This is a genomic window from Dictyobacter formicarum (genome assembly GCF_016587435.1).
This window is the reverse complement of the sequence record NZ_BNJJ01000035.1, coordinates 37,314-61,684: the sequence shown is the minus strand read 5'-3', so window position 1 is coordinate 61,684 and position 24,371 is coordinate 37,314. Positions and strand designations below refer to the sequence as shown.

The following is a 24,371-nucleotide window of genomic DNA, read 5'->3' as shown; positions in this document are numbered from 1 at the left end:
CTTGTCTACCATTTATACTCTCGCTTACTGCTCCGCAGTAGAAATAAGAAGAAAGGAGCACCCACCAGGGCTGTAAAAACGCCGACGGGAATTACCGTTGGAGGCAGAACCACGCGAGCCAACAAGTCGGCCAGCGTTAAAAAGATGGCGCCTCCCAGAGCCGCCGCCGGCATCAGGACGCGATGGCGCGGCCCCAGGAGCAGGCGCATAAAATGCGGCGTCACCAGGCCAACAAAACCAATCAAGCCACTGATCGAGACAGCGGCCGCAGTCAACAGCGAGGCCACCACCACAATCAAGAAGCGCATCCATTCAACATGCAGCCCCAGATGCGCTGCCGCGTCTTCTCCCAGCGCGAATACATCCAGCACACGGGCCAGCGCGAAAGCAACCAGCAACCCCAGCAGCACAATCACAGCGACGACAGCCAGCGGTCCCCAGCCAACAATAGCGATACCGCCTGAGAGCCAGTTATAAAGACCCAGGATGCGCCCAAAGTCGTTGGAGGGCCAGAGATTCAAAATCAGGGTCTGAAAAGCTGTCAGAACTGCATTGACGACAACGCCAGCCAGCAGCAACATAATCACTGGTGTACGCCCATCTGAACGTGCCAGTGCATAGACAAAAATGACTGTCACCACGGCCCCACAAAAGGCCAGTAGCGGTGTCAGTGGAAAGAAACTACCATACACAGTATCAAAAGGTAATACAAAAGCGATAGTTGCACCCATGGCCGCACCTGAGGATGTGCCCATCAGATATGGATCGGCCAGGGGGTTGCGCAACATGCCTTGAAACAACGTTCCCGCCACGGCCAGCGCTGCTCCGACCAGGGCCGCGCCGACGACCACCGGTAGACGTACCTGCATTATAATGATCTCTAATGCCGGGTCCCAGAGCACAGGAAAATGAAATAACCTCGTACTGTTCAGCAAAATCTGCACAATCGTCAATACAGGCACAGAAATGGAGCCAAAGCTCACCGAGGCCAGCATCACCACAACCAGCAGTATTCCCAGGCTGCTGAGTACGAAGGGAGGAACAACACGGCGTTGCTGCGGCCGATCAGGCTCCGGTGTTGTTAAGGTTGGACGCGTTATCATTTTCATCTCAAACGCTCACTCTAGTTTTTGTAGCAGCCAGAAGGAGAGGCAGCAGCCAGACAGACGAGGAGGAAAGCTTTGCGCGGCTCGCACATCGTGATTCTGGTTCACTCCTTTGACGCGAAGGAACGTGAGCCTCTCACCGGGCAGGTCTCCTGGCTTACGGCTATTGACGCAGTCCAAACGGCCTTCCCATCCCCTTTGCGAATCGTTTCTGCTTTATCAGGGACAGTGACCACGATGGTTGAGGAACACATGAACTGCTCGCCGATGACAGTAGCGCGACTGCGTCGGAATTGCACCGACTTCCCTATTCTGCCTGAGTGAAACTCAGGCCACCCGGTAAAGACACTATCAAATATTTATCTGTAGAAGAGTATATCGACCATCACTGGCAAAGTCAAGAAAATCCCTTGCGCGATGATCGGCAGGAATGAAACGCTCACGAGGATAGTAAATTCTCCTGACATCGCGTTTAAGCGGTAGCATAAAGAGCAAAATTACTGACGGTGATGGTGCCTCCCTGGTCGACGGCCAGACCCGCCGTGCCACCAGCGTATGTGGCGTCACTGACACTGCCCAGGGCTTTGCCGTTAGCGTAGAAGTTGAACTGGGACCCTTTGACGACAACCGCTAGCTTGATAGTAGCGTGAATATCACCGAAGGTTCCCTGAGAAATGACTTTAGGTACGCCGGTTGTGTTATCATATACGGCCGCTTGCCAGCTACCATCAGGCTCAATCAAAAACGTATAGGTTCCCTGTTGATTGCCCGGCTGATTGCGGAAATAGAGGCCGAAGCTACTGTTGGAGTTCTGGGATTGTTGTACATTTGCTTCGAGCACATAGTCATTAGGATAATTTTTACCTGGCAAGGCGGTCAGAAAGATGCCTTGTAGGGTTCTGGCGGTAGCTGTATTGGTAACCTGCGTGCCATTGCTCTGACAATTCACATTCGCACTATTGTAAATCACCCAGGTTCCACTACCTGTATCACAGGCTGGTCCAGGATTGGTCGCAGAGTAGAGCAACTGTCCAGTTGGAACGTTTCCCGTTGCAGGTGAGGGAGGCTGGGTAGGGGCAGTCGTAGGCTTCGCATTTGACGTGGCGGTCGGAGCCACCGTTGGAGTCTTATTGGACCCGCTGGTTTGTGTAGGTTGCGTGTTAGGAGTTGCCGTAACACTGGTCACGGCGCTATTTTTAAACAGCTGGGTGCCGGTAATGACACCTGTTAACACCAGTGCGACGGCACAAATTACGATGAGGGGAATCCGCCACCAGGCGCTTTGTTTTTGTGGCGTATAGGGTGGGGGCGGCGGCAGAAATGCAGGAGTCTCGCTGGATCTCATGGTAGGTGGCTCGTAAGTCATAGCCTGAGCCTGGGTAGTCGGTGTGGCATCATAAGTGCCAATGCCAGAGTGTGGCGTATTTGAAAGTATCGTTGGCGCAATCGCGGGTCGCACAACGGTCGGTATCGCTTCTTCTCGCTGAGCCTGATAACTATTTGGCTGCTCAATCGCGGCATGTAAAGCTCGAGCCATATCACGCACCGAGGAATAACGCTGCGTGCGATCTTTGGCGGTCGCTTTTTGAATGACAGCATCCACACCAGGTGGAATCTCTGGCCGCGTTTGATGCAAGAGAGGCAAGGTTTCGCGTAGATGGCGGGTAATCACAGCCAGTGAGCTGGAGCCCGTGAATGGCACATGGCCGCTCAGGAGCGTGTAGAGTACCACACCCAGTTCATAAATATCGGCCCGATAATCAATTGCTTCTCCCAATGCCATCTCGGGCGCCATGTAATCAGGCGTCCCTAGCGTCACTCCGGTTCTGGTCAGGGTTGTGCCAGGCGCGGCATCATTAATCAAACGCGCAATACCAAAATCGGTCAGCACCAGGCGTCCATCAGCATGCAAAAGAAAATTAGCTGGCTTCAGATCACGATGGATTACGCCCTGTGCATGGGCATAATCCAATGCCGACGCCGCCTGATCCATATAAGAGACAGCGTCGGAGAGAGGCAAGGACCCTTGCTGCTTCAGGCGCTCACTCAAACTACCACCTGTTAGATACGGCATCACCAGGTATGCCAGACCATCCTGCTCACCATATTCATAGAGCGGCATAATGTTCATATGCTCTAGCCGGGCTACCACATCCGCTTCTCGCCGAAAGCGTGCCAGAAATTCCTGTGAAAGCTCACCATCATTGCCCCCCAGATATGAATGTAGAACCTTAACCGCTACCTGGCGGGCAGGCCGTTGCTGGTGAGCCAGGTATACGGCGCCCATGCCCCCCTTACCGATTAACTTTTCCAGCGTACAAGTCCCAAGCGTTGTCCCAACCAGATCTTTTGAATTTCCCTGCATAATGCCTGCGCACTCCTCTGCCTTACATCATATGTGATCCTTACATATTGTATAACGATTTACGTTCCAATTACCATTCTACATTTATGTCTCCCTTAAAAATCAGACATACATGGGAATAGTTCCTCATAAAGCAATGTTAAAATACATATAACTAGCCAACAGTACCACTTCGCGCTCATAATCCTGTACGGAAGGTCAGTTGACAAGTGGTTGCTTGCGCGTGATACTCTTAACAAAAGAGTAGTCGCCCCGGCACAATACACATTCTCTATTTATTATGGTGTTGAGATGCAGGGGATGGAACCAACCACTGCGTTCAACGCGGAGCCAATGGCGTTCCTACGTTTTTATATCTTCCATTTGAAGGAATAATCATGGCTATTGAAAAAGAACTTTTCAGGCAGGTGATGGGACGCTTTGCTACCGGTGTGACGGTTGTCACGACGAGCAGTAATGAGGTTCTGGCAGGCCTTACTGTCAATTCATTTTGTTCAGTTTCTTTAAATCCACCACTGGTTCTCATTTGTATTGATAATAATAGTAGTACCCTGCCTTTGCTCCGTGAAAGCAAGATCTTTGCAGTCAATATGTTGACAAAGCATCAAGAGCATTGGTCACGCGGTTTTGCGACCAATAGCCCGGAACGCTTTGAACATTTCTGTTATGCCCCTTATTATACAGTTGCAACCGGGGCGCCAATTATTAAAGATGTATTGGCTTTTATCGACGCGCGCATTGTGGCTGAGTATCCAGGTGGCGATCATGTGATTTTCATCGGTCAGGTTGTGGCAATGGGAACTCCACATCAGGTAGCTTTTGTTGATGAGCATGGACGCATCCAGAATGAGCCGAGCAACAAGCTAGCCACCAATGGCCATGGCGCGTCTAAAGAGGATGAGCCTTTATTGTATTATGGTGGTCAGTATCGACACCTGGCTCGACTGTTCCATAAACCCAGTTTAATAGAAGAGCAGCACTCGGAGAATGTTGGAGAAGCAGCACGAAACTAAGGAAGCAGAAGCGCTGGCCGAGCTCCAACAACAGATCCGACAGTGCAGGCTCTGTCAGGATCAGGCATATATTCCCGTAGCCCATCCAATTGTGAGTGGGCGCAGCACCGATCGCATACTGGTGATTGGGCAGGCACCTGGCCATCGTTCAGTGGCGCAAGATCGACCATTCAGTGGTCCAGGTGGACGCATACTACAGTCATGGTTGGAGGTTGCGGGTTTTCCGCCTGGCTATCTGCACGAGCATACCTATCTTAGCTCCCTCACGCGCTGTGACCCCGGACGCAATAAAAGTGGTCACGGTGATCGTAAACCTTCACCAGCAGAGATGGCCCTCTGTCGTCCCTATCTCAATGCCGAGCTACGCCTGCTGCGCCCCAAAGTGGTGCTACTGGTTGGCACAATGGCGATCGAGGCCTTCTGCGGCAGAGTCAAGCTGGAGGAATGTATTGGCTCTTATATTGAGGATAATGAGACGTTCTATTTACCACTCCCCCATCCCTCCGGCGTGAGTCGCTGGCTCAATGATGCTGAGCACAAAAAATTGCACCAGCGAGCTCTGACGATTCTGGCACGCTGGCGCGATCTTTATCAATTATAAGATTTTAGTGCTCGTGATGGCTGTAATCAGCTTTACCGGCACGCTGGTGCATATCGAACTCGTGCACACCTTTTTTCAAGGTGCCCAGGGCCAGGGTCGCGCATGTGGGACGGGTCATTACGACCTCGCGGCCTAGCTGATCCATCAGGTCCTCAAAAGTAATATTTTCGATTTCCTCAGCACTCATGCCCTGCACCATCTCAGTTACATATGAAGCAGCGGCACGGCTAATCGTGCAACCTGTACCATCCCAGGCAATCTCTTTGAGCTTGCCATCTTCACCAAAGCTGGCCTGCATGGTAATCACATCGGCACAACCCGGATTGCCACCATTCAGATTTACATCCGGGTGTTCAATTTCGCCTTGATTGCGAGGATTCTCATAATGATCTAGTAGAAAGTCAATAGCTTCTTGACGATTCATAGCTTCTCCTCTTTGGAGGGATATAGTATCAATGGGCCCAATGATCTGCGCCCTACTCCATCCACCAATTATAGCATGTAAAAATACTTCTAGATAAGTGCTCGACGTTCCTTCTTCTAAATGAAAACACAATCTATGCTATTCTTATTCCTGCTCGCTATTACATGCTTTTTTCTTTGTGTGGGGCATGACGAGCCAGGACATTGACTATCATAACCCATAGTCGATGCCATCTTTAGAAAGGAGTCTGGAGGCTAACATGTGCCTTTTCGAGCAGACGTTCGGCGAGGCCGGTGTTACGCAAGGCGACGCGCTCATTACGAACGGCATATTCGAGGGCTGATGGCTGACCAACGATAACGCAGAAACGTTTGGCGCGCGTAATGGCTGTATATAGCAGGTTGCGCTGTAAAAGCATATGGTGCTCGCGCACTAACGGTAGCACGACAGCGGGATATTCACTGCCCTGGCTTTTATGCACCGTGACCGCGTAGGCCAGTACCAGTTCGTCTAGTTCATGGAATTCATACTCGACCAATAATGGACCGGCCTCTTCCGCAAATTCTACTTTGACTAGCAGATTCTCGCGATCGATGCGCCGAATAAAGCCAACGTCTCCATTAAACACTCCTTTGTCGTAGTTGTTTTTGGTTTGCATGACTTTGTCGCCAACGCGTAACAGACGGTCGCCCCATTCCACCTGCGCTTGTTCAGCAGGATTGAGCTGGGCCTGCAAGCGTTCGTTGAGTAGTTTGACTCCCACTGCGCCTTTATACATGGGTGCCAGTACCTGAATGTCTGAGATAGGATTAAAATGGTATCTGGCTGGCAGACGGCGATGCACCAGGTCCAGCACCAGCTGTTGTGCACGAAAAGGATCTTCTTCGCGCATAAAAAAGAAGTCGCTTTTCGCTTCGATGCGTGGGCTGGGCACGATGCCACTATTAATCTGGTGGGCGGTTACTACAATTTTGCTCTGCTGAGCCTGGCGAAACAGCTCGGTCAAACGTACCGCCGGGATAGCCTGTGAGCGCAGAAGATCGCGTAAGACGTTCCCAGGTCCGACAGAAGGCAACTGGTCAGCATCACCTACAAGCAGCAGATGGGAGGTGCGCGGCAGGGCCTTGAGCAGATGATAGAAAAGCAGGATATCGACCATCGAGAACTCATCAACAATGACAAATTGATAAGGCAGGGGATTGTCTTCGTTGCGCTGATAACTGTTGTCGTGAGGAGCATATTCAAGCAGGCGATGTAATGTTTTGGCCTGGACACCGGTGGCCTCGGTGAGGCGCTTGGCTGCGCGTCCAGTTGGAGCTGCCAGGGCCACATCTACTTTGCGTGTGCGTAGCAACATCAGCAGAGCGCGCAACGAGGTGGATTTTCCAGTGCCCGGACCGCCTGTTAAGATGGAGACTTTCTGCTGGTAACCGACCTGAACCGCTTCACGTTGCCGTTCGGTCAGCTCCATATGACGCTGCTGTTTGAGACGCTCAAAGACGATTTCCCATTGACGCGCCGAGGTTGGTGGCAAACAGCTAGGTGCGCCACGCAGAATACGCAATAAGCGCGTCGAACCGTTCTCCGCATACCAGAAAGGGCCATAGTAGATGCGCGACTGCGGTTCAGCAGTGAACTCTTCTTGTAATCCTGATGCTTCATAATCTCCAGGGTCTTCAGCTATAGAAAGGTTGTTCGTCCTCTCCATAACAGTAGCATTGGTATCAGGGAACAGAGTTGCAGGCTCAACAAATATATCCTTCTCCGAGCGCAGTTGGTCCATAGCTGCCTGCAATGTTTCTGTGGGTACCTGCAGGATCTGTGAAGCACGGTGAATCAGATCCTTTTCCAGCAAGAAACAATGGCCGTCATCATTGGCCGCCTGCGTCAATACATACTTCAATCCTGTCGCCAGGCGCGGGATCCCATCTGGCGGTAATCCAAGCTTGACGGCGATATCATCAGCGGTCCGAAAGCCAATGCCCTGTACCTCTTCGGCCAATTGATAGGGATTCTCACGTACAATCCTGATCGACTCACGACCATACTCTTTGTAGATGCGTGTAGCCACATTCATGGAGACGTCATGCGACTGTAAGAAGAGATGCAGCTCTTTAATATCTTCTTGCTCCAGCCAGGCCTTTTCGATACGCTCACAATCTCTGGCACTGATGCCTTTGACTTGCATTAACATCTCTGGCTGTTGCTCAATAATGGCTAGCGTTTGCTCTCCAAAATGATCGACGATAGCCTGAGCCTTCTTCGGTCCAATGCCTTTGATCAGGCCTGAACTTAAATAGCGCACCATACCTTCGGTAGACGCCGGCAGGCGCTGCACAAAACTGGCTACGCGCAGTTGCCGACCGTAGCGAGGATCGCTCTCCCATTCACCCTCTACCGATAACAGCTCTCCGGGATGGATACCGGGCAAGAGTCCTACAATTGTCGCCAGATCATCTCGAAACAGGCGTCCGCGATCATTCAAGCGAAAGCGCGCCACCGTATACTGATTCTCTTCATTGCGAAAAACAATATTCTCAACAGAACCTTCAAGCTTTGGCATAATTTATCTATCTATCGCTCCCTCTGGACACGTCCATCCTTCCTGCACAAAATAGCATTCTTCCTGGTTTTGGCAAATCTGGTTATATGCGCACCAAAACTGCGACGATATCTGGGTGAAGTGTCAATATATCTGATCAAACACGATAGGTTTATTCCTCATGTGTATTGACCCCGGCCACTTTTGCCAATGAGCATCAAGGTGATTCCGAGAGCAAGCACGACACCAGCACTTACACCTAACTCGATCATGGCGTTTGTGAAGATGGCTCCCTGCTGTACTACACCTTCAACGGAAAGCCTGGCACCGACGGAGAGAATACTTCGCGTGGCGGATATAATGCCGATAAAGAGAAATGGCTGTAGCGATGTCGTGTGGGATTTAAGATAATGAATCACCGTGCCCAGGACCTCCATAATGATAAGCACGAGTAGCAGTCCTGAGACAAAACTGATCACGGATCGAGCCGCCCCTGGCAGGCTTGCCGAATGGATCGCGTCTGTGAGTGTGACATCCAGGTCAAAGTAGCTATAGATGAGAGCCAGAAGGGCAGCAAAGATGAAACTTCCACCAACAATGGCGTATATAATGGTATCGATACGACCTAACACCTTACCAGGATAGCCTGCAAACAGATCATCCTCTTTAGGCACAATTTCGGATGGTTCTTGAGACGCATTTCTCGTATCTTTTCCGTCCATATCGACCTGATCCTTTGTGATGAGTACTGTTTACCCTTCCGCTCTTCTAAGGATACTCTAGAGAGAGCTTATCAGGATATCACTGTTTCTGCAATACAACCAGATTACCAGGTACTGGACAATTCTTTCAAACAATCGCTTCAGAGCTATTATAATCCACAGGGAACTACACAATCCAATACTCAAGCAAATTTTGAAGTTGGCATACTATTCCTCAATGTATTGACGGCCCCGAACACAACTACTATCTTTCAAAGTACATAACACACTACCAATCACAGACAAAATATTGCCCTTTTCCTGCCTGGTACTATCTTCCTGATTATCGTATTGCCAACGTTGATCATTGCCTGGCGTGAAAAAGATCTATAAGCGCACTACTGGCAATATGCGGCTACCTTCTCGAAAGAACAAACAGCAGAAGAATATACTATAATGGCTTCTAATAGTTGCGTTTTAAATCTCAATCAAGTTCACAAAGAAAGCTGTTTCGAATGGCAACCAATTCATCTGAAAGCAATGAGCAGAAAAAAGCTCAGGTTCAGGCTTATTTTAGTCGAACGGCGGCCAGTTATGTTACCAGCGCCTCGCATCGTACCGGTAGTGATTTACAACGTTTAATCGCCCTGGGCGAATGGCAGCCATCTCTGCGTGCCATTGATATTGCTACTGGTGGTGGACATACAGCCCTGACCGTGGCCCCCTATGTAGCGGAGATTATGGTAACCGATCTGACACCCACAATGCTGCATCAGGCCCAGGCCTTTCTGCTGGCCCAGGGCGTGACAAATGCCCATTTTCAGCTTGCCGACGCTGAGCATTTACCTTTTGAGGATACCAGTTTTGAGCGTGCTACCTGCCGCATCGCCCCACATCATTTCCCCAATGTCACACAGGCCATCAGTGAGATTGCGCGTGTGCTCACCCCGGGCGGTCTCTTTCTGCTCATCGATAGCTGCGCACCCAACGATCCAGAGCTGGATATTTTTGCTAATACGATCGAAAAATGGCGTGACGATTCACATGGTCGTTCCTACAATCGCCTTGAATGGAATGCTTTTTTCGGGGGGGCGGTCTGCTGGTTGAGCACCAGGAGATCTTCCGCCGTACCTATCAGTATCAGGATTGGACGGCCCGCGCTCAGATGGCCGAAGAAGAAATGCAGAAGCTTGAGCAGCATATTCTGAACAGTGCTTCAACTATTCAGGAATATTTTGAGGTTATCAAAGAGCCAGATGGCAGGCTTAAGAGCCTATCCATGGATTTTATCTTGCTAAAAGGCCGCAAACCCCAGATATAGTCTGTACTTTTTGAGTACATTTAGGACCGATTGTTACCTTTACTCCTGCTATGATGTAACAGAATCAGATAAGAAGCACTTTCGAGGCGATCTGAAACTGATCTCTGCTGGATAGGACGCCTCTCAGCATGGCGTTATACATCAAAGAAAAGGAGCATACTATGAAGCTTATATGTGTTCGTTTACTGGTCAATAATTTTGCGGCATCGATCAAATTCTGGCGCGATATCGTTGGTCTGTCTCTAACATATAGTGACGAGACAATGGGCTATGCCTATTTTGAGATCGACGGAACGGGGTTAGAGCTTTTCAAGCGGGAAGAATTTATAAACTCGATTGGAGCAGTATCAACGACACAGACATTAGGAGAATTACAAACAGTACTAAATTTCCATGTGGAAGATGTAGATGCAACCTACGCCGAGTTGCTTAAACATGGCGCAAAGGCTATCTCCAGACCTCAAGATCGTCCGGCATGGCAGGCCCGCACAGCCCATTTTAGCGATCCAGATGGTCATATACTTGAAATTTATAGTCCCCTCAACAAAAATGAGGTCCCCACGGCTTAAAAAACACAGCATAAATTAAAGAAAAAGACTAGCCTATCTGCATATTAATTTGTAACAGATAGGCTAGGCTATTGTGAGGTTACCATTAACTAGGTTATAATAGTCTTTAATACTATACATGTGACATTATTCAGCTATAGAATGCTATTATTACACTCTTCAAAGCTACAATTTGTCTCAATAGGCAGATAGGGCAAAAAAGATGAATGGAAAAGTCACCTATCGCCAGCAATTTACACGCTGCGGAAAAGAACGTTGCCGTAAATGCAAAGAGGGCTCAGGGCATGGACCATACTGGTATGCTTATTGGAGCGTGAATGGCCGTACCGTTAGTAAGTATATTGGGACGAATCTCCCCGAGGCGGTCAAACAAGAACAGCTTACCGCCACTACTACCTCTACAGCATCTTCTCCAGCAGGCCCTCTTTTGCGTGTGTACGTTCTGGGCCAGTTCAGAATTGAACGGAAAGTGGAACAAGGTGCCTGGCAGCCGATCGATGGTCGCCTCTGGCATCGTCGACGTGCCCGTTCACTGCTTGGCTGTCTTTTGAGTAGCCCTAATCGACGCTTGAGCCGGGAGCAGGTTATGGACCAGCTCTGGCCTGATTTAGAGATTGAAATTGCTGCCAATCGCCTCAATGGTGCGGTCCATGAGCTACGACAGATGTTAGAGCCAGACCTGACACGACCCGCTGCTTCTCGGCTGCTCAAACTGGAGCGCGATGTACTTGAACTGGCCGGTCACCAGCAAATCTGGGTTGATGCGGAAGCCTTTGAGAACCTTATTAAAGAAGCTGATACTTCTACCGATCCTGTACGCACCAGACAATTACAAGAGGAAGCTGCTACTCTTTATCGAGGCAGTTATTTATTAGAAGAGTTGTACTCGGAATGGGCAAGCCAGCGACGCGATGCGCTCCAGCGGGCATGGGTAGGATTACTGCTTAATCTTGCTCAGAGCCAGGCAGAACATGAAGAGTATGCCAGTGCCATTGAGACGTTGGATCGACTGCGCACAGCTGATCCAACAAATGAGACTGCGCTTCAGCATCTGATGATGCTCTTAACGCAACGCGATCGCCGTGGTGAAGCACTACAGGTGTATCGACGCCATCAAGAGATGCTACAACGCGACTATGAAAGTGAGCCATTGCCCGAAACTGCTGAGCTCTATGAGAAACTACGCAATGGACATGTGCCAACCTTATATACACAAAAACCAGATAATACGCCAATAACAGAGCCATTGGAAGATTTACAGTCACACGATCTCACTTTTACACGTCCGCTCTTCCAGTTAGGCAGGCATTACCAGAGTCGTCTGATCGGGCGCGAACGAGAAATTCAGACGTTGCGCCAGGTCATGCGTTCCCTGGAAAAGAGATCGTCTGGATCAGCCACTGCCACACACAGAAGTAATCAGCACTCCTCAACCAGCGCTCAGCAGTCGCAGTTTCCCCCTTCTTCAGCGTCTCGTCCCCGTCATACTCATTTTGTTTTGCTACGCGGGGAACCGGGGATTGGTAAAACCAGATTGGCCGAGGAACTAAGCCTCGAAGCCTATCAACATGGCTGGACTGTCGCCTGGAGCCGATCTTATGAGCAAGAGAGCACTATTCCCTATCATCCCTGGACCGATCTATTGCGCACGCTTTGCAAAAGCACATCGGTCTTCGCCGATCTTGCCAATCGGAAGCAAGATGCCACGACCGACACTATGCTGCGCGAGCTGGCTGCTTCTCCATTGAAGCTGGAACGCCTGAGTACGCTGCTGCCCGATCTGCAAATTCTGCAATCGAACACAGGAAAAGCAGCAATCCCGGTCTCGTTGGAGCAGGAACGGTTGCATCTCTGGGAAGCGGTGCTTGGCTTGATCGAATCCTTTAGCAAGCAGCATCCATTGCTATTGGTGCTTGACGATCTCCATTGGGCAGATGACAGCAGCATCGATCTCCTGACCTATCTGATCCATCATCTTCAAGAACAATCGGTCTTATTGATCGGTACCTGCCGCGAAGGCGAGCTTGCTCCACAGCATAAACTGCGCACATTGATTGCAGATTTACAGCGCGAGCAAGCCGTGGTGGTAGTGCCGGTCTTGCCGCTCACCTCAACTCAGATTGGGACACTGGTTGCTCACCTGCCACGGGACCTGGTGGAAAACATTCAATCACAGGCCGCAGGCAATCCATTTTTTGCGGAAGAGCTGGCACGCTATGCCGATATTTCAGCTAATGAGCAGAACGAGACTACCCGACTAAACGCGCTCCCAACGCTTAATGCCACATTGTCAGCCAATCAACCTTATGGCAATTACAACACACTCAAAAAGGTTAATGAGCCAGCCACACAGTCAGAACCTGAGCGCCAACCATCAGCTATCTCACTACCAGAGGCTATCGCGGCTGTGCTGGAACGGCGCCTGGGTAGACTCAGTCAGGGCTGTCAGCAGTTGCTCGGCAAGGCCGCTGTCATTGGGGGATCTTTTGAGCTGCGCCAGTTAGTCCCCATGGCTGGCGATGCCGATGAGGATACGGTCCTGGATCTGCTGGATGAGGCATTGAACGCTGGATTGTTGATCGAAGAGGGAGCGGGAGCAAATATTGCCTATCATTTCTGGCATCCATTGATTATTAGCCATCTGTATAGCCGTCTCTCGGCGGCACGACGGGCTCAACTACATCGCAGGGCCGCTGAAATGCTTAAAGCAACTTCTAGCAGTCAACCAGAGAAAGTAGCGACAACGATCGTCTATCACCTGAGCAAAGGAGGCGGCGATCGTGAAACCCTGGCCTATTATGCCGAGATCTCAGGAAATCAAGCCTATGGGCTGGCGGCCTATACTGAAGCACAACAATATTATATTCTGGTCTTTCAGGCTCTAAGCGGTAATGAAATCACTGCCGCTAATCAAATCAACGCCCACCAATATATCCAGCGCATCATCGTAAAGGATTGCGAGCAATTACCATTTAATGATCCATTACACCTCTGTCGTATTTTAGAGCGCATTGCTGAGTGTAGTATTATTCTGGGTGCGTTCGCTGACGGACGCCAGGTCTATGAATATATTTTGCATCTACGCACCAGTGCACGTTTTCAACGTTATCTTTCAATGGAACTGGCACTCTCTATTGAAGAGGTCGAGGCGCTCAGGCAAAAAGAAGCTCAGATCCAGGCCATGCTCTGGCGTGAAATCGGCAATACCTGGACCTACACCAGCGAATACGAACCAGCTTATCGCTGCTATGAACGCGGCAAGTCTGCTATGGTGCAGGCAGGCATCACCAGTGGTGCAGCCTGGGCCTGCCTCCATTTGCAATATGGCGCTCTCTTCCGTCTGGAAGGTGACTATGCCCAGGCTCGGCGCTATTTGCAAGAAGCTTTGACCATGCTCGAAGAGGTTGTCCGCGCTCCGCATCTGCCTTATCAAAGAATGGATACCACACGCGAATCAGGACCACATAACAGACGCGTCCATGATCTTTCCCTTACCCGTATCGAACGAGCGCTCACAGGAGACCCACTGGAGATAGGCTATGCCCATGAAAGACTCGGTATCGTGGCTGTTAGCCTTGGAGAGGTAAATAGTGCGTTGGAACACCTGGATGTCGCGCTGACAATCTACGAACAGAGCGAACTGGTCTCGGAAATGGTTCGTGTGTGCGGCAATCTAGGCGCGGTCAATATCGTTAAGGGTGCGCACGATGAGGCTCGTCGCTATATGCAGCGCGCGTTGGAACTGGCTGAACGCAGTGGTGATTTACCCAACATGACCTTTATAACCCATAATCTAGGTGACGTGGCCCAGCGGTCAGGCTCTTTACGTGAGGCGGAGGCATGGTTCAAACGAAGCCTGGAACTGGCCGCACGCATCAACGATCGTGAGCGCCTTAGCTGGAGTTATATCGCGCTGACCTCTATACAGGCAGATATGGGCAATCTCCAGGAGGCCACCAACAGTATTCGCCGCGCAATCTCAATCAGCCGTGCGATCAAGAGCACACGTTGTATTCGCTATGCATTGCTTGGGTTGGCCGATCTCAGAATTACGCAGGCGATTGCGACTCAACATTATCCTGATGATAATGTACGCGGCCGCTATCGAGCTCAATTGCTCGCCCGTGCCCGCAAAACACTACAGCGCTCTATCGCCCTCGAAGGAATGGAGGCTGAAAATATTATCGATGCCAAACACTCGCTGGCTATGGTGTATTTCTTGTTGGGAAATCTAGAGAGTGCCCACGAAATCGCTCTGCAAACACTCAAGGATGCCCAGGATTATGAGACGATGCGCATTATTGAGAGGGCTTATCGGCTACTGGGTCGTATCATGCAGGCCCAGGGGCAACCAGACCAGGCTGTGGCCTATTTCCAGCAGGCACTACACATCTGTCAGGAGCATGGTTTGCGCCTCGACTATGCGCGTACCCTTTCCTGCTATGGCGCACTGCTACTCGATCAGGATCCTTCTGCCGTTCTAGATACAGGTGATCTGGATGAGGATACGCCAGGCACATCTATACATCAACGAGGGCTGAATTATATCAAAGAAAGTTACCAGCTATTCCGTGAGTGCCATGCCGCTATCGACCTAGCTATGACAGAGCAATTTTTCTCCCAACCAGCGCTGGTCCGCAGCTTGACGTGAACTTTTGGCTATGATAAGCTTATTAGCGGATACCGATTGTGATTTCCATTTTTGCAGCTATATTTCCTTCAAGCAGAAAGAGCACCAACCAAACGATGGCTAAGGCGAAAGACAAACATCTGTTTGCACGCTGCGGCTGCCGCCTGTGTATCTTTGCACCAGGGCAGCGCCTGATCGCCCATAGCCTTACTATGCCCTTTTTCAGGTCAGGCGCACAGTGCATAGCTGGTACTGACCAGACATTCCTCGCATAGCAAAATCAGCCAATCAGGCCATGGGTGCATACTCCTATGTGTTCATTTAGCGCCTGCTTGTGCCTGTTACGACACTTCAACCCGGCCTGCACCCCTGCTGGCAAGCTCCGCTATGAATGCATAGAGTTGCGCTCATTTGCGTATGTGAAAGCTTTCCCGGACCTTTTCTTAAACGGGATTTGCCAGACAATATTCAGAGAAAAGAATGGAGTACTTTTATGACCACTATTGAGCTTCCAGCAGACCTGACTATTCGCGCTGCCAGGCGTGAGGATGCACAGGCAATCGTCAACCTCTATTCAATGGTAGAGCTGGCCGAAACAGGGCAGAGTGATACTGCCGTAGAGGATGTCTATGAGCTCTGGGATAGAGAAAGCATGGATCTGGCCCACAATTCCTGTGCGATTTTCACTGCCAGTGGCGAGTTGATCGGTTACACGGGAGTAGCAAATACAGGTCGAGGCGTGCTACTGGATGTCCATACACAGGTGCATCCGGACTACGCTGAACTACCGCTGGTCAGCTATCTCCTTCAGTTTGCCGATGAATGCACACGAGTACTGCTGGCCGCCGACGAGAAGCTGCCACGCCGTCTCTATACCTGGAGCTTTACCGCAGCCAGTACCGCGCGCTTTGTCCAGCATGGTTTTACCATCGAGAATAGTGACTATCGCATGGAGGTGATCTTACATACAGAGCCACCACAGCCGCAGCCTCTGCCTGGTATCACTATCCGTCCATTTATCGCGGGGAAAGAGGAGCGTGCAGTCTATGACGTGATCGCCGAGGCTTTCCCAGATATCGATGGCAAACCTTATCGACCGTATGCCGAGTGGTATGAGAAGGTGTTTGAGAAAACGTCTAGTTTCGAGCCTTCGATGCTCTATGTAGCCATTGCTGAAGGCCAGGTCGTGGGCACCCTTAGCTGCCGCGTCTATCCGCACAATGGTGATGGCTTCATCTGGCAGGTAGGTGTGCGGCGAGCCTGGCGCAAACGTGGCATCGCGGGTCAATTGCTGCGCACCGCCTTCGCTGCCTATTATCGGCGGGGCATGAAACGCATCCAGTTAGATGTCGATGCCAATAATGCTACTGGCGCCCATCAGCTCTATGCAAGTGTCGGCATGCACAAACAATCCCAGGTCAATAGCCTGGTAAAAAATTTCTGATTTTTCTGTACCCTGGCGGTCGCTATAAAGCAGGGGGCGGGATTTTGTTGTATTATGGGAATAAGTCTCCGCTGCATCAGTGTCGATCAAGCGTCGCTGATGCAGCTTGATCTTGCTGCATTATAGAGCCAGAAGAAAGGCGAATCACTTATGTCCGATAGCACATTAGAACAAGAAGCACAGCAACGTCACGCCATTGAAGCGCAGATTACACAGCTCTTTGCCCCCGAAGATGATGGGCTTCGCCAGGCTTTGCAGGCTGCTAAACAGGCAGGCCTGCCAGAAATTCAGATTAATCCGCTCCAGGGAAAATTACTTCAGATTTTTGCTGCTGCCAATCACTCACGTAAGATACTAGAGATTGGTTCGCTGGCTGGCTACAGCGGCATCTGGCTGGCTCGGGCATTGCCCGCCGATGGTCGTTTGATCAGCCTGGAGATCGATCCCAAACATGCCGAGGTAATACGTGCTTCATTTGCTCGCGCGGGTGTGGCTGAACGTACAGAGGTGCGCGTGGGCAATGCCCTGGAGCAACTGCCCGCACTTCAAGCTGAGGCTCCCTTCGATCTTATTTTCATCGATGCCGATAAAGCCAACTACCCTCATTATCTCGAATGGGCCATCAAGCTTAGCCGATCTGGCAGCATCATTATCGCCGACAATTGTGTCCGCGAAGGCAAAGTCTTCGAGGCTTCGCCTGGGATGGATGAAGATACAGCTGGCCTGGTGAAATATAACCAGCTAACCCGCGACAATCCGCTCCTGATCACTATCGTGCTGGCCAACGACAACGACTATACCGATGGCTTCAATATCTCTGTCGTTAAATAAAGAAAGAACAAGAAGCAAAGGTCCATAGAGAGCTGCAGCGCATGTGTGCGCTGCAGCTCTCCATAAAAAGGCCTGAGTACCGGCTTAATTTGCCAGTAGTTTATCCCAGCCAATCAACTGGAGGGGCCCCTGCCTGCCAGGAGGAGTCAGCGGAGTTCGTGTCTTGGTGTCGAGATCAATGGACCAGAGTTGATATACCTGTGCGCTATTGGTACCACCGACAAGCAACTGATGGCCCGTTGGGGAGAGCGCCAGGCTATTATCACAGATAGCTCCATCTGATGGAGCGCTGGTACAGAGTGCTTTTGCCTGCCCACCAACAATATTGCTCAACAGGATTTCACTCGAAGAAGTTTTCTTGAGATCAAAACCACCTGTCCCTTGATTCCAGCTTACATAGATAATCGACCAGACGTTTGCTGCGTCCCTGGTGTATCCAATTGGAGTGCCGTTGGACTGCACCACATAATCATCCGAGGGCGGTGTGTCGCCCTGGTGCATATAAATGTCCTGTTGCGCGACCACATTTTTCTTGACATAATAAATGTTGTCCGAAATAGGATCCATCCAGAAAACCTTCGAGTCGGCCTGAGAAACAACAAGTTGTTCCTGGCTCTGGTCATCATCTACGTTGATACGATAGAGACTCTGTGCACGAATATAGTACAGAAAATGATTACGGTAAAAAGCCAGGTTGTCAGCCTGAATGGTTTGCGGCAACTTTTTGGGATCTTTATTGTGATCTTTCATGTCCACTTTCCAGAGCGAGCCGTCATCAGTGGCAAGAAAAACATTGCTGTCGTCGGTCGACCAGACAGCATTTAAGCCATGTCCGTTAAAGTAATATTGCTCTCCGGAAAGAAAAACGTAGGTGGTCTGTTGCGAATTGCGATCATATATGTGGTAGATCAGGTTATCACCGGAGTGCGAGACCCCATCTACGGCAGCCGTATTGGCAGCGATAAAAAGCGGGATGGCTTTCTTATGTACCGGATCATAGTTCTCTACAATGAGATTCTTGCCATCATCCGAGGGATGAGTCATAACCACAGACGACCAGGTATTGGTTTTGTGTACGCTGGCTAATAATGGAGAGGTGCTCTTGACTACTTTTTTTCGCGCATATTTGGTACTGGACACCTGGGAAGATTGGGTACCAGACTGGTGGACAAAATGAGCAAAAAGTTGCATTGAAGCCACAATGAGCACAGCCGCTGCTACCAGGGCAAATGCGAAGCCGACGTTTTTGCGTGGCCCTCTCGACGACGGTGGGATTTTTTTCTTGTATATTGAGGGTTTGACTGCAGGTGCCTCGACCTCCCGGACTACGTCTGTGGCGTTAGAAAATGTTGGATGTGGCTCGCTGCGCAGCGTCGCCAGGATAGAGACAGTTGTTGAAGGCACGATCGCTTCGCCCTCGACCAAAAACATCTGCAGAGCCTGGCGTTGCTGCCCCCGTTGTTTACGGACCGTCGCCATCGTCGCCTGACACGTCTTGCAAGTATTTATATGTTCTTGCAATAGATCAATTTGTTCTTTATCGCGTACATTACCCACAACGCCAAAGAGATTCGGAGCAGCCTGCGCACGAAGTGCCTCTATCTCATCGAAATAGCGTACACATCTAGCGCTCATCGGGCATAGCGGGAGATTGAAACTCTGTGGGTTGGGATACCTATCCTTCATTATCTTCCTTCCTGATCGAGACGGCTGTATATGCGTTGAAATGCCTGACGCGCTCGCGACAGTCGGCTGCGCACAGCAGATAGTGAGTCTTGTAAAGCTTCAGCAATTTCATTGTATGAAAATCCCTCTGCATCTAGTAGCAAGCACATAGCGGAGGACTCTGGCAATTGCGCCAGGGTACGCCGCACCAGTTCTCGCTGCATCACCTGCTCTTCAAAATGCTCATTACTCACGAGGAAATCCTCGCCCTGCTGATCATCAAAAGAACTATCGTCATTGACGAGTGGTGATGAAAAAGGGACCATCTTGATATGTTTGTGGCGTCTCCATTCGCTGCGCACAAGGTTCAATGCAATACGGTATAGCCAGGGCGCAAAACGCAGATCTTTGTCTTCCATACGTGGCAAAGCACGATATGCAGCCAGAAAGGTATCTTGGCAAAGATCCTGCGTTAATTGTACATCCTGAGTCATACCGTATATCATGCGCCTGATGCGCGGCTCATACAGTTTTACCAGAGACTCAAAGGCATCAAGCGACCCATGACAGGCGTCGTTGACCAGCTGAGCCTCGTTTTCCACTACATTCATTTAGTCCCGATGTCCAGTTAGAGTTGCTGAATTCAGATCTCTACAAAGAATAATACAAAACTCACAGTTTTTGTCTCGATTAGAAAGACTTTTTTTTAAACGTATCAATTCTCTTTAGTATGCAGTGTATTTCACGACAAAACTATGAACTTCTTCACATTTTGAGAGGATGAAGAAGCTTCAACGGCGGTAGCCGGCTATCCTTTCTCCTTCCTCCCCTATAGTGACAAGATCCTGCTTAGACAGTGTTTGATTCCCGTTGTGATCAGCGTCTTTATGCATGAGCTGTTTCTCTCCGTGAGCTCAAAACATACTCCATTCAGTGGTGCAAATCATGCGCACTGTGCATGATTTGCACCACTGAAGAAAAAATGTGCGGCCGCGCATGCGGACGCCCGCAAGGGAGCGCTTTGCTTCCCATAATCATGGGAAGCAAACACTGTCTTAATCATCTGGTGAAGATGATGCTTCAGATTTCACCTCACCTCCCTCAGCCAATTCAGGTGGTGAGAGAATGGTTAGCTGGCGCTCGATGATTTCCAGGGTGGTTCGTTGGATCTGGTCATAGGTCTGCCCTAGTAGCTCAGCCAGGTTTTGCCTTTTGATGTTGAAAGGTGCATCACCCAGGCGTTTAAGCAAGGTTTTGTTTACTGGTGGCAATTGCGGAAGGCCAATATGAGTGTCGATAGCAGATCCGGCCTGCCAGAAGGTGGCAATACGGTCTTCCAGCTTAAGACTGGCCGCAGTTGGTTGCACTGCTTCTACGCTGGTCTCCTCCTCTGATTGTGTACCAGCCAGCGCTGCAGCACGTTTGTGGCGCAGACTTGTGATGATCTGCTCCTTGCTACGTCCTCGCAGGGCAAAAATCAAGAAAGGATCGGCGTCAAATTGTTCGGCCAAAATGTAATAGACAGCGGCAATGTGCTTGCAAGGATTAGCCCAGTCGGGACAGCTACAACTGGTGCGCAGGTCGGCAGCCGTGGTCGGGAAGAGGGGATGGCCCGCCTCTGCAAAGGCTTGCTCGATATCCTGCGGCATTTCTCCAGCCAGTAAGCTGGCGGCAAAGAGGGCCTGCGAAGCTAGCAGGGCTATGACCTGCTCCCATTGCTCGTCGTCAAGGGGTGATAGTTGAATCTCAATAGTATAGGGCGTGCGTAAAGAGCCTTGCACCCGTGCGTTGACCTGGCCTGCTTGAATATCGATTGAGAGGACCTGGCCCTGGCGCGCATAACTACGGCCACGCATCAATCGCGATCCCATGCCCAGTGCCTCCAGCACCTGTAGCCAGCGCTTGGACCACCAGCTTTCCCCAATACGACCATGCTCTTTTCTGGTTTTTAATCCGCCAACCACTTTCCGGGGTTTCTGATAGGAATAATAATCCCACCCATCATCGTCTATCCAATCGTAGTGATTGCCCATATATCTACTCCATGATCGCGAAATGATCTAATGCAAAAAGCTCTTTGAGCTGGTCGGTAGATAGTTCTGTTAACCAGGTCTCTCCGCTGCCAACGATGCGCTCAGCCAGCTCACGCTTCTGCTCTATGAGCTGGTCGATGCGCTCCTCTAATGTACCACTGCATACAAATTTATGTACCTGCACATGCTTTTTTTGCCCGATGCGGAAAGCACGGTCAGTGGCTTGATTCTCGACTGCTGGATTCCACCAGCGATCGTAATGAAACACGTGGTTGGCAGCGGTCAGATTGAGTCCGACGCCTCCCGCTTTGATAGAGAGGACAAAAAGTGGCACGTTGCGCTGCTCTTCCTGAAAACGCTGGATAAACAGGTCGCGGTGCTTCTTGGGTGTCCCTCCATGCAGGAACAGCGTTTCTACCCCCAATGTGTCCTGTAAATATTGGCGCAATAAGCCACCCATTTCGGCGTATTGTGTGAAAATCAGTGCCTTGTCACCCTCGGCCAGTACTTCCTCCAGCATTTCGCGTAGACGCTCTAGCTTGCCTGAACGTTTAGATAATGGACTATGGTCAGCCATAAACTGGGCCGGATGATTGCAGACCTGTTTAAGCCTGGTGAGGGCAGCCAAAATCAAGCCGCGACGCTCAATACCCGATGCCAGGGCGATCTTTTCCATCATGTCCTGCACTATCGCTTCGTAGAGCGAGGCCTGTTCGCGTGTCAGATTGCAGAAGACTTTCATCTCCATCTTCTCGGGCAAGTCTTGAATGATGGCTTTATCGGTCTTCAGGCGCCGCAACACAAAAGGTTGAATCAGGCGTTGCAATACGTTTGTTCGATCGGTATCGTGATAAAGCTCAATCGGCAAGGCAAAACGCTTGCGGAACTCGGTTCCCGATCCCAGATAGCCTGTATTGAGGAAATCCATGATCGACCACAGCTCCTGCAGACGATTCTCGACCGGCGTACCAGTCAGAGCAATTTTATGCGCCGCTTGCAATGTCTTGATGGCCTGTGTCTGTTTGGCACTTTCATTTTTAATATTCTGGGCTTCATCCAGTACGACAGCTTCCCATTGTACAGCGGCCAGGTGCTCTCTGTCGCGCAAAACCAGCGTATAGGTGGTAATGACTATCGCATATGCATCAACCTGCTCGATAAAATCTTCACCGCTCAGGCGTTCGCTTCCATGATGAATCATCACAGACAACGAGGGCGCAAAACGCTGCAGTTCATGATACCAGTTTCCCACTACTGACATGGGGCAGATGATCAAACTGGGCCTGGACGCATCCGCTGCTATCTCGCGTTGATGCAATATATAAGCGATCAGCTGGATGGTTTTACCCATCCCCATGTCGTCTGCCAGGCAGGCACCAAAACCACACTGCCGTAAAAAGGTTAGCCAGGAAACTCCTCTCTCTTGATATTGCCGCAATTTCCCCAAAAATGTAACAGGAGGAGAAATCTGGGGGATGGTAGCGCGCTGTTCCAGGCGCTCGATAAGCTCCTGTATCCATCCCTGGGCGCTCAATTCTACCAGTGGCAGACCTGACTCACCAACGTCCTCTGTCAATCCAACCTTTAGCGCTTCTCCCAGTGTGATGTCCACTTGCCGGGCCTGGCGCTTAAAGAAGGCCAGCGCCTTTTCAATTTCTTCGGGACGCAGTTCGACCCATTGGCCGCGTACATTTACCAGAGGCAACTTCAAAGCCGCCAATTGCTGAAACTCGGCCAGCGTCAGGTCGACATCTCCAATAGCAAGCGTCCAATCGTACTCAACCAGACTGTTCATACCTAACAGGCCAGTGCTGACGTTGGTATTCTCTTTGGGCTTGATACGCAGGCGGGCTCCCAGGCGAGCTGGCTTCTGCCACCAGGAAGGAACCAGTACGCCAAAACCGCTGGCTTCCAGCAAAGGAACGGCCTGGCGCAGAAATTGATATGCTTGTTCGGCCGTTACATACACCTGTAGTGGATGCGCGACTTTGAGTCCCTGCTCCAACATGGGAAAGAGGCGCGCCGCCCGACCTAAATCCTGCAATAAAAGTTCCTGTGGCTGCTCAATAGTATGCGTTAGCCAGCGCAATGTTGTCGAGCGCTCTTGCCAGATCTGCTCAGCAGGCACCAGCAGGCTAGGGTCATTGCGCGCCTGTAAAAAAAACTGAATTGTCCATGATTCGTCCCTGCCTTCAGCCGGTGGCTCCACTTTAAAGCAGGTACGAAAGGAGCGTTGGGAGGTTGTTGCTTCATCGGGCATCAGCCAGCGCTGCAATTTCTTTGCAAATACCTGTAAAATATCCGCATTTTCCATAATAATATGGTGGGACGAGGTAAGAGCAGTTAACCAACGCTCGGGTAAGGTAGGGGCGGCCGAACGGGTAAATATCGCCTGCTTGCTCAGGCTACCTCTGATAAAAGCGTCGATCCCACGCTGCAAAAAGTCCAGGATACAATCTTGCAACAGGGTCATCGTTATCTGCTCTTCTGGCGCAAAAAAGGACCAACACACCGGGGGCATATGCTCAGCAAATAGCTTCACTTGCTCTCGCTCGCCCTCGGATAGTTCCAGTTGCCAGTATGCATCACCATGATCACTGGGGGGAGTATATTGGAACACTGGAACAAAGCTCTGACGCACCAGTAATACGTGCGCGAACAGGACCATTCTGTGCCAGAAACGCAGATCACTGCCTGCTAAATGACCTACGGGCAAGGCAAGCGGCCACGCCAATAACAGATCCAGGGCATGCCTGGGCTGAAATGCTAGCGTCTCTATGCGCCAGGATTTTAGCGTGGGCTCTTCAGTGGACGCTACCTCGGCAAAAACTTCGGGTGAGGGAAGCGGAACCTCTGCACTTGAGGGCAAACGTAATATGAGTGAGCTGCCCTGTCCTTGATTGATCAAGGTGCGAGGAAGCAACGGTCGTAGGGTCATTGCAAGTTCAGCAGTGGGAAGCATAAAAGGATGAAGCCAGGGGTAAAATTCCCTGGCTCGCTTTTTGGCTCGCGCTGATTGTTTTTTGATCAACTCTGAGGACTCGGCCCAGATGTGAAGTTGGCCACTAGAATTTTCCCAGATCGCATGCCACACAAACATATTTTTCTTGTCCTTGCAAAAGAAGG

At 50.5% G+C, this 24,371-nt stretch carries 16 protein-coding genes and 1 riboswitch; of the genes, 7 read left to right on the top strand and 9 right to left on the bottom strand.

Annotated elements, in window-relative coordinates; genetic code table 11:
• Positions 1–5 precede the first annotated feature (5 nt).
• Positions 6–1,109: a FecCD family ABC transporter permease gene (locus tag JMI88_RS36120; RefSeq protein WP_201366895.1), complete on the bottom strand. Its 1,104-nt coding sequence runs from the start codon at positions 1,107–1,109 to the stop codon at positions 6–8.
• Between the two features lie 122 nt (positions 1,110–1,231).
• Positions 1,232–1,461, bottom strand: a riboswitch (cobalamin riboswitch).
• 117 nt (positions 1,462–1,578) lie between these two features.
• Positions 1,579–3,471 (bottom strand): serine/threonine protein kinase, encoded by a 1,893-nt coding sequence (locus JMI88_RS36115; RefSeq protein WP_201366894.1) that lies wholly within the window; start codon positions 3,469–3,471, stop codon positions 1,579–1,581.
• A 377-nt stretch (positions 3,472–3,848) separates the two neighbouring features.
• Here JMI88_RS36115 and JMI88_RS36110 point away from each other — a divergent pair, with 377 nt between their 5' ends.
• Both JMI88_RS36110 and JMI88_RS36105 read left to right on the top strand, forming a co-directional pair.
• Positions 3,849–4,484, top strand: a complete 636-nt coding sequence (locus JMI88_RS36110) for a flavin reductase family protein (protein WP_201366893.1) — start codon at positions 3,849–3,851, stop codon at positions 4,482–4,484.
• Positions 4,459–5,085, top strand: coding sequence for a uracil-DNA glycosylase family protein (locus JMI88_RS36105; protein WP_201366892.1), 627 nt, complete (start codon positions 4,459–4,461; stop codon positions 5,083–5,085). The genes JMI88_RS36110 and JMI88_RS36105 overlap by 26 nt, the downstream gene beginning before the upstream one ends.
• Before the next feature lie 4 nt (positions 5,086–5,089).
• Here the strand turns inward: JMI88_RS36105 and JMI88_RS36100 are convergent, their stop codons facing one another.
• The 3 genes from JMI88_RS36100 to JMI88_RS36090 form a co-directional block, all read right to left on the bottom strand.
• On the bottom strand, positions 5,090–5,509 hold the full coding sequence (locus JMI88_RS36100; protein WP_201366891.1) for an iron-sulfur cluster assembly scaffold protein: 420 nt from the start codon (positions 5,507–5,509) through the stop codon (positions 5,090–5,092).
• A 235-nt stretch (positions 5,510–5,744) separates the two neighbouring features.
• Complete coding sequence (recD2, locus tag JMI88_RS36095) at positions 5,745–8,072, bottom strand: SF1B family DNA helicase RecD2 (RefSeq protein ID WP_201366890.1); 2,328 nt, start codon at positions 8,070–8,072, stop codon at positions 5,745–5,747.
• A gap of 158 nt (positions 8,073–8,230) precedes the next feature.
• Positions 8,231–8,773, bottom strand: coding sequence for a phosphate-starvation-inducible PsiE family protein (locus tag JMI88_RS36090; protein WP_201366889.1), 543 nt, complete (start codon positions 8,771–8,773; stop codon positions 8,231–8,233).
• 494 nt (positions 8,774–9,267) lie between these two features.
• Here JMI88_RS36090 and JMI88_RS36085 point away from each other — a divergent pair, with 494 nt between their 5' ends.
• The 5 genes from JMI88_RS36085 to JMI88_RS36065 all read left to right on the top strand — a co-directional run bounded on the left by JMI88_RS36085 (position 9,268) and on the right by JMI88_RS36065 (position 17,547).
• Positions 9,268–9,960: a class I SAM-dependent methyltransferase gene (locus tag JMI88_RS36085; protein ID WP_201366888.1), complete on the top strand. Its 693-nt coding sequence runs from the start codon at positions 9,268–9,270 to the stop codon at positions 9,958–9,960.
• A 274-nt stretch (positions 9,961–10,234) separates the two neighbouring features.
• Positions 10,235–10,642, top strand: coding sequence for a VOC family protein (locus JMI88_RS36080; protein ID WP_201366887.1), 408 nt, complete (start codon positions 10,235–10,237; stop codon positions 10,640–10,642).
• Positions 10,643–10,844: 202 nt separating this feature from the next.
• A complete protein-coding gene (locus tag JMI88_RS36075) occupies positions 10,845–15,293 on the top strand; it encodes a DUF6788 family protein (protein ID WP_201366886.1) in 4,449 nt (1,482 codons plus the stop codon).
• A gap of 472 nt (positions 15,294–15,765) precedes the next feature.
• Complete coding sequence (locus JMI88_RS36070; RefSeq protein WP_201366885.1) at positions 15,766–16,716, top strand: GNAT family N-acetyltransferase; 951 nt, start codon at positions 15,766–15,768, stop codon at positions 16,714–16,716.
• A 150-nt stretch (positions 16,717–16,866) separates the two neighbouring features.
• Positions 16,867–17,547 carry an O-methyltransferase gene (locus tag JMI88_RS36065; RefSeq protein ID WP_201366884.1) on the top strand — a complete coding sequence of 227 codons (681 nt, stop codon included), beginning with the start codon at positions 16,867–16,869 and terminating at the stop codon, positions 17,545–17,547.
• Positions 17,548–17,631: 84 nt separating this feature from the next.
• Here the strand turns inward: JMI88_RS36065 and JMI88_RS36060 are convergent, their stop codons facing one another.
• The 4 genes from JMI88_RS36060 to JMI88_RS36045 all read right to left on the bottom strand — a co-directional run bounded on the left by JMI88_RS36060 (position 17,632) and on the right by JMI88_RS36045 (position 24,345).
• The gene (locus JMI88_RS36060) at positions 17,632–19,233 is read right to left on the bottom strand and encodes a TolB-like translocation protein (protein ID WP_201366883.1); all 1,602 of its coding nucleotides are present in this window, start codon (positions 19,231–19,233) and stop codon (positions 17,632–17,634) included.
• A complete protein-coding gene (locus tag JMI88_RS36055; RefSeq protein WP_201366882.1) occupies positions 19,233–19,823 on the bottom strand; it encodes an RNA polymerase sigma factor in 591 nt (196 codons plus the stop codon). The genes JMI88_RS36060 and JMI88_RS36055 overlap by 1 nt, the downstream gene beginning before the upstream one ends.
• Positions 19,824–20,267: 444 nt before the next feature.
• Positions 20,268–21,245: an SWIM zinc finger family protein gene (locus JMI88_RS36050; protein ID WP_201366881.1), complete on the bottom strand. Its 978-nt coding sequence runs from the start codon at positions 21,243–21,245 to the stop codon at positions 20,268–20,270.
• 4 nt (positions 21,246–21,249) lie between these two features.
• Positions 21,250–24,345 carry a DEAD/DEAH box helicase gene (locus JMI88_RS36045; protein WP_201366880.1) on the bottom strand — a complete coding sequence of 1,032 codons (3,096 nt, stop codon included), beginning with the start codon at positions 24,343–24,345 and terminating at the stop codon, positions 21,250–21,252.
• Positions 24,346–24,371 lie beyond the last annotated feature (26 nt).

Excerpts from the sequence above, each read along its gene's own strand:
- JMI88_RS36120 (WP_201366895.1), bottom strand. The coding sequence starts at position 1,109 with ATGAAAATGATAACGCGTCCAACCTTAACAACACCGGAGCCTGATCGG.
- JMI88_RS36115 (WP_201366894.1), bottom strand. The coding sequence starts at position 3,471 with ATGCAGGGAAATTCAAAAGATCTGGTTGGGACAACGCTTGGGACTTGT.
- JMI88_RS36110 (WP_201366893.1), top strand. The coding sequence starts at position 3,849 with ATGGCTATTGAAAAAGAACTTTTCAGGCAGGTGATGGGACGCTTTGCT.
- JMI88_RS36105 (WP_201366892.1), top strand. The coding sequence starts at position 4,459 with ATGTTGGAGAAGCAGCACGAAACTAAGGAAGCAGAAGCGCTGGCCGAG.
- JMI88_RS36100 (WP_201366891.1), bottom strand. The coding sequence starts at position 5,509 with ATGAATCGTCAAGAAGCTATTGACTTTCTACTAGATCATTATGAGAAT.
- recD2 (WP_201366890.1), bottom strand. The coding sequence starts at position 8,072 with ATGCCAAAGCTTGAAGGTTCTGTTGAGAATATTGTTTTTCGCAATGAA.
- JMI88_RS36090 (WP_201366889.1), bottom strand. The coding sequence starts at position 8,773 with ATGGACGGAAAAGATACGAGAAATGCGTCTCAAGAACCATCCGAAATT.
- JMI88_RS36085 (WP_201366888.1), top strand. The coding sequence starts at position 9,268 with ATGGCAACCAATTCATCTGAAAGCAATGAGCAGAAAAAAGCTCAGGTT.
- JMI88_RS36080 (WP_201366887.1), top strand. The coding sequence starts at position 10,235 with ATGAAGCTTATATGTGTTCGTTTACTGGTCAATAATTTTGCGGCATCG.
- JMI88_RS36075 (WP_201366886.1), top strand. The coding sequence starts at position 10,845 with ATGAATGGAAAAGTCACCTATCGCCAGCAATTTACACGCTGCGGAAAA.
- JMI88_RS36070 (WP_201366885.1), top strand. The coding sequence starts at position 15,766 with ATGACCACTATTGAGCTTCCAGCAGACCTGACTATTCGCGCTGCCAGG.
- JMI88_RS36065 (WP_201366884.1), top strand. The coding sequence starts at position 16,867 with ATGTCCGATAGCACATTAGAACAAGAAGCACAGCAACGTCACGCCATT.
- JMI88_RS36060 (WP_201366883.1), bottom strand. The coding sequence starts at position 19,233 with ATGAAGGATAGGTATCCCAACCCACAGAGTTTCAATCTCCCGCTATGC.
- JMI88_RS36055 (WP_201366882.1), bottom strand. The coding sequence starts at position 19,823 with ATGAATGTAGTGGAAAACGAGGCTCAGCTGGTCAACGACGCCTGTCAT.
- JMI88_RS36050 (WP_201366881.1), bottom strand. The coding sequence starts at position 21,245 with ATGGGCAATCACTACGATTGGATAGACGATGATGGGTGGGATTATTAT.
- JMI88_RS36045 (WP_201366880.1), bottom strand. The coding sequence starts at position 24,345 with ATGTTTGTGTGGCATGCGATCTGGGAAAATTCTAGTGGCCAACTTCAC.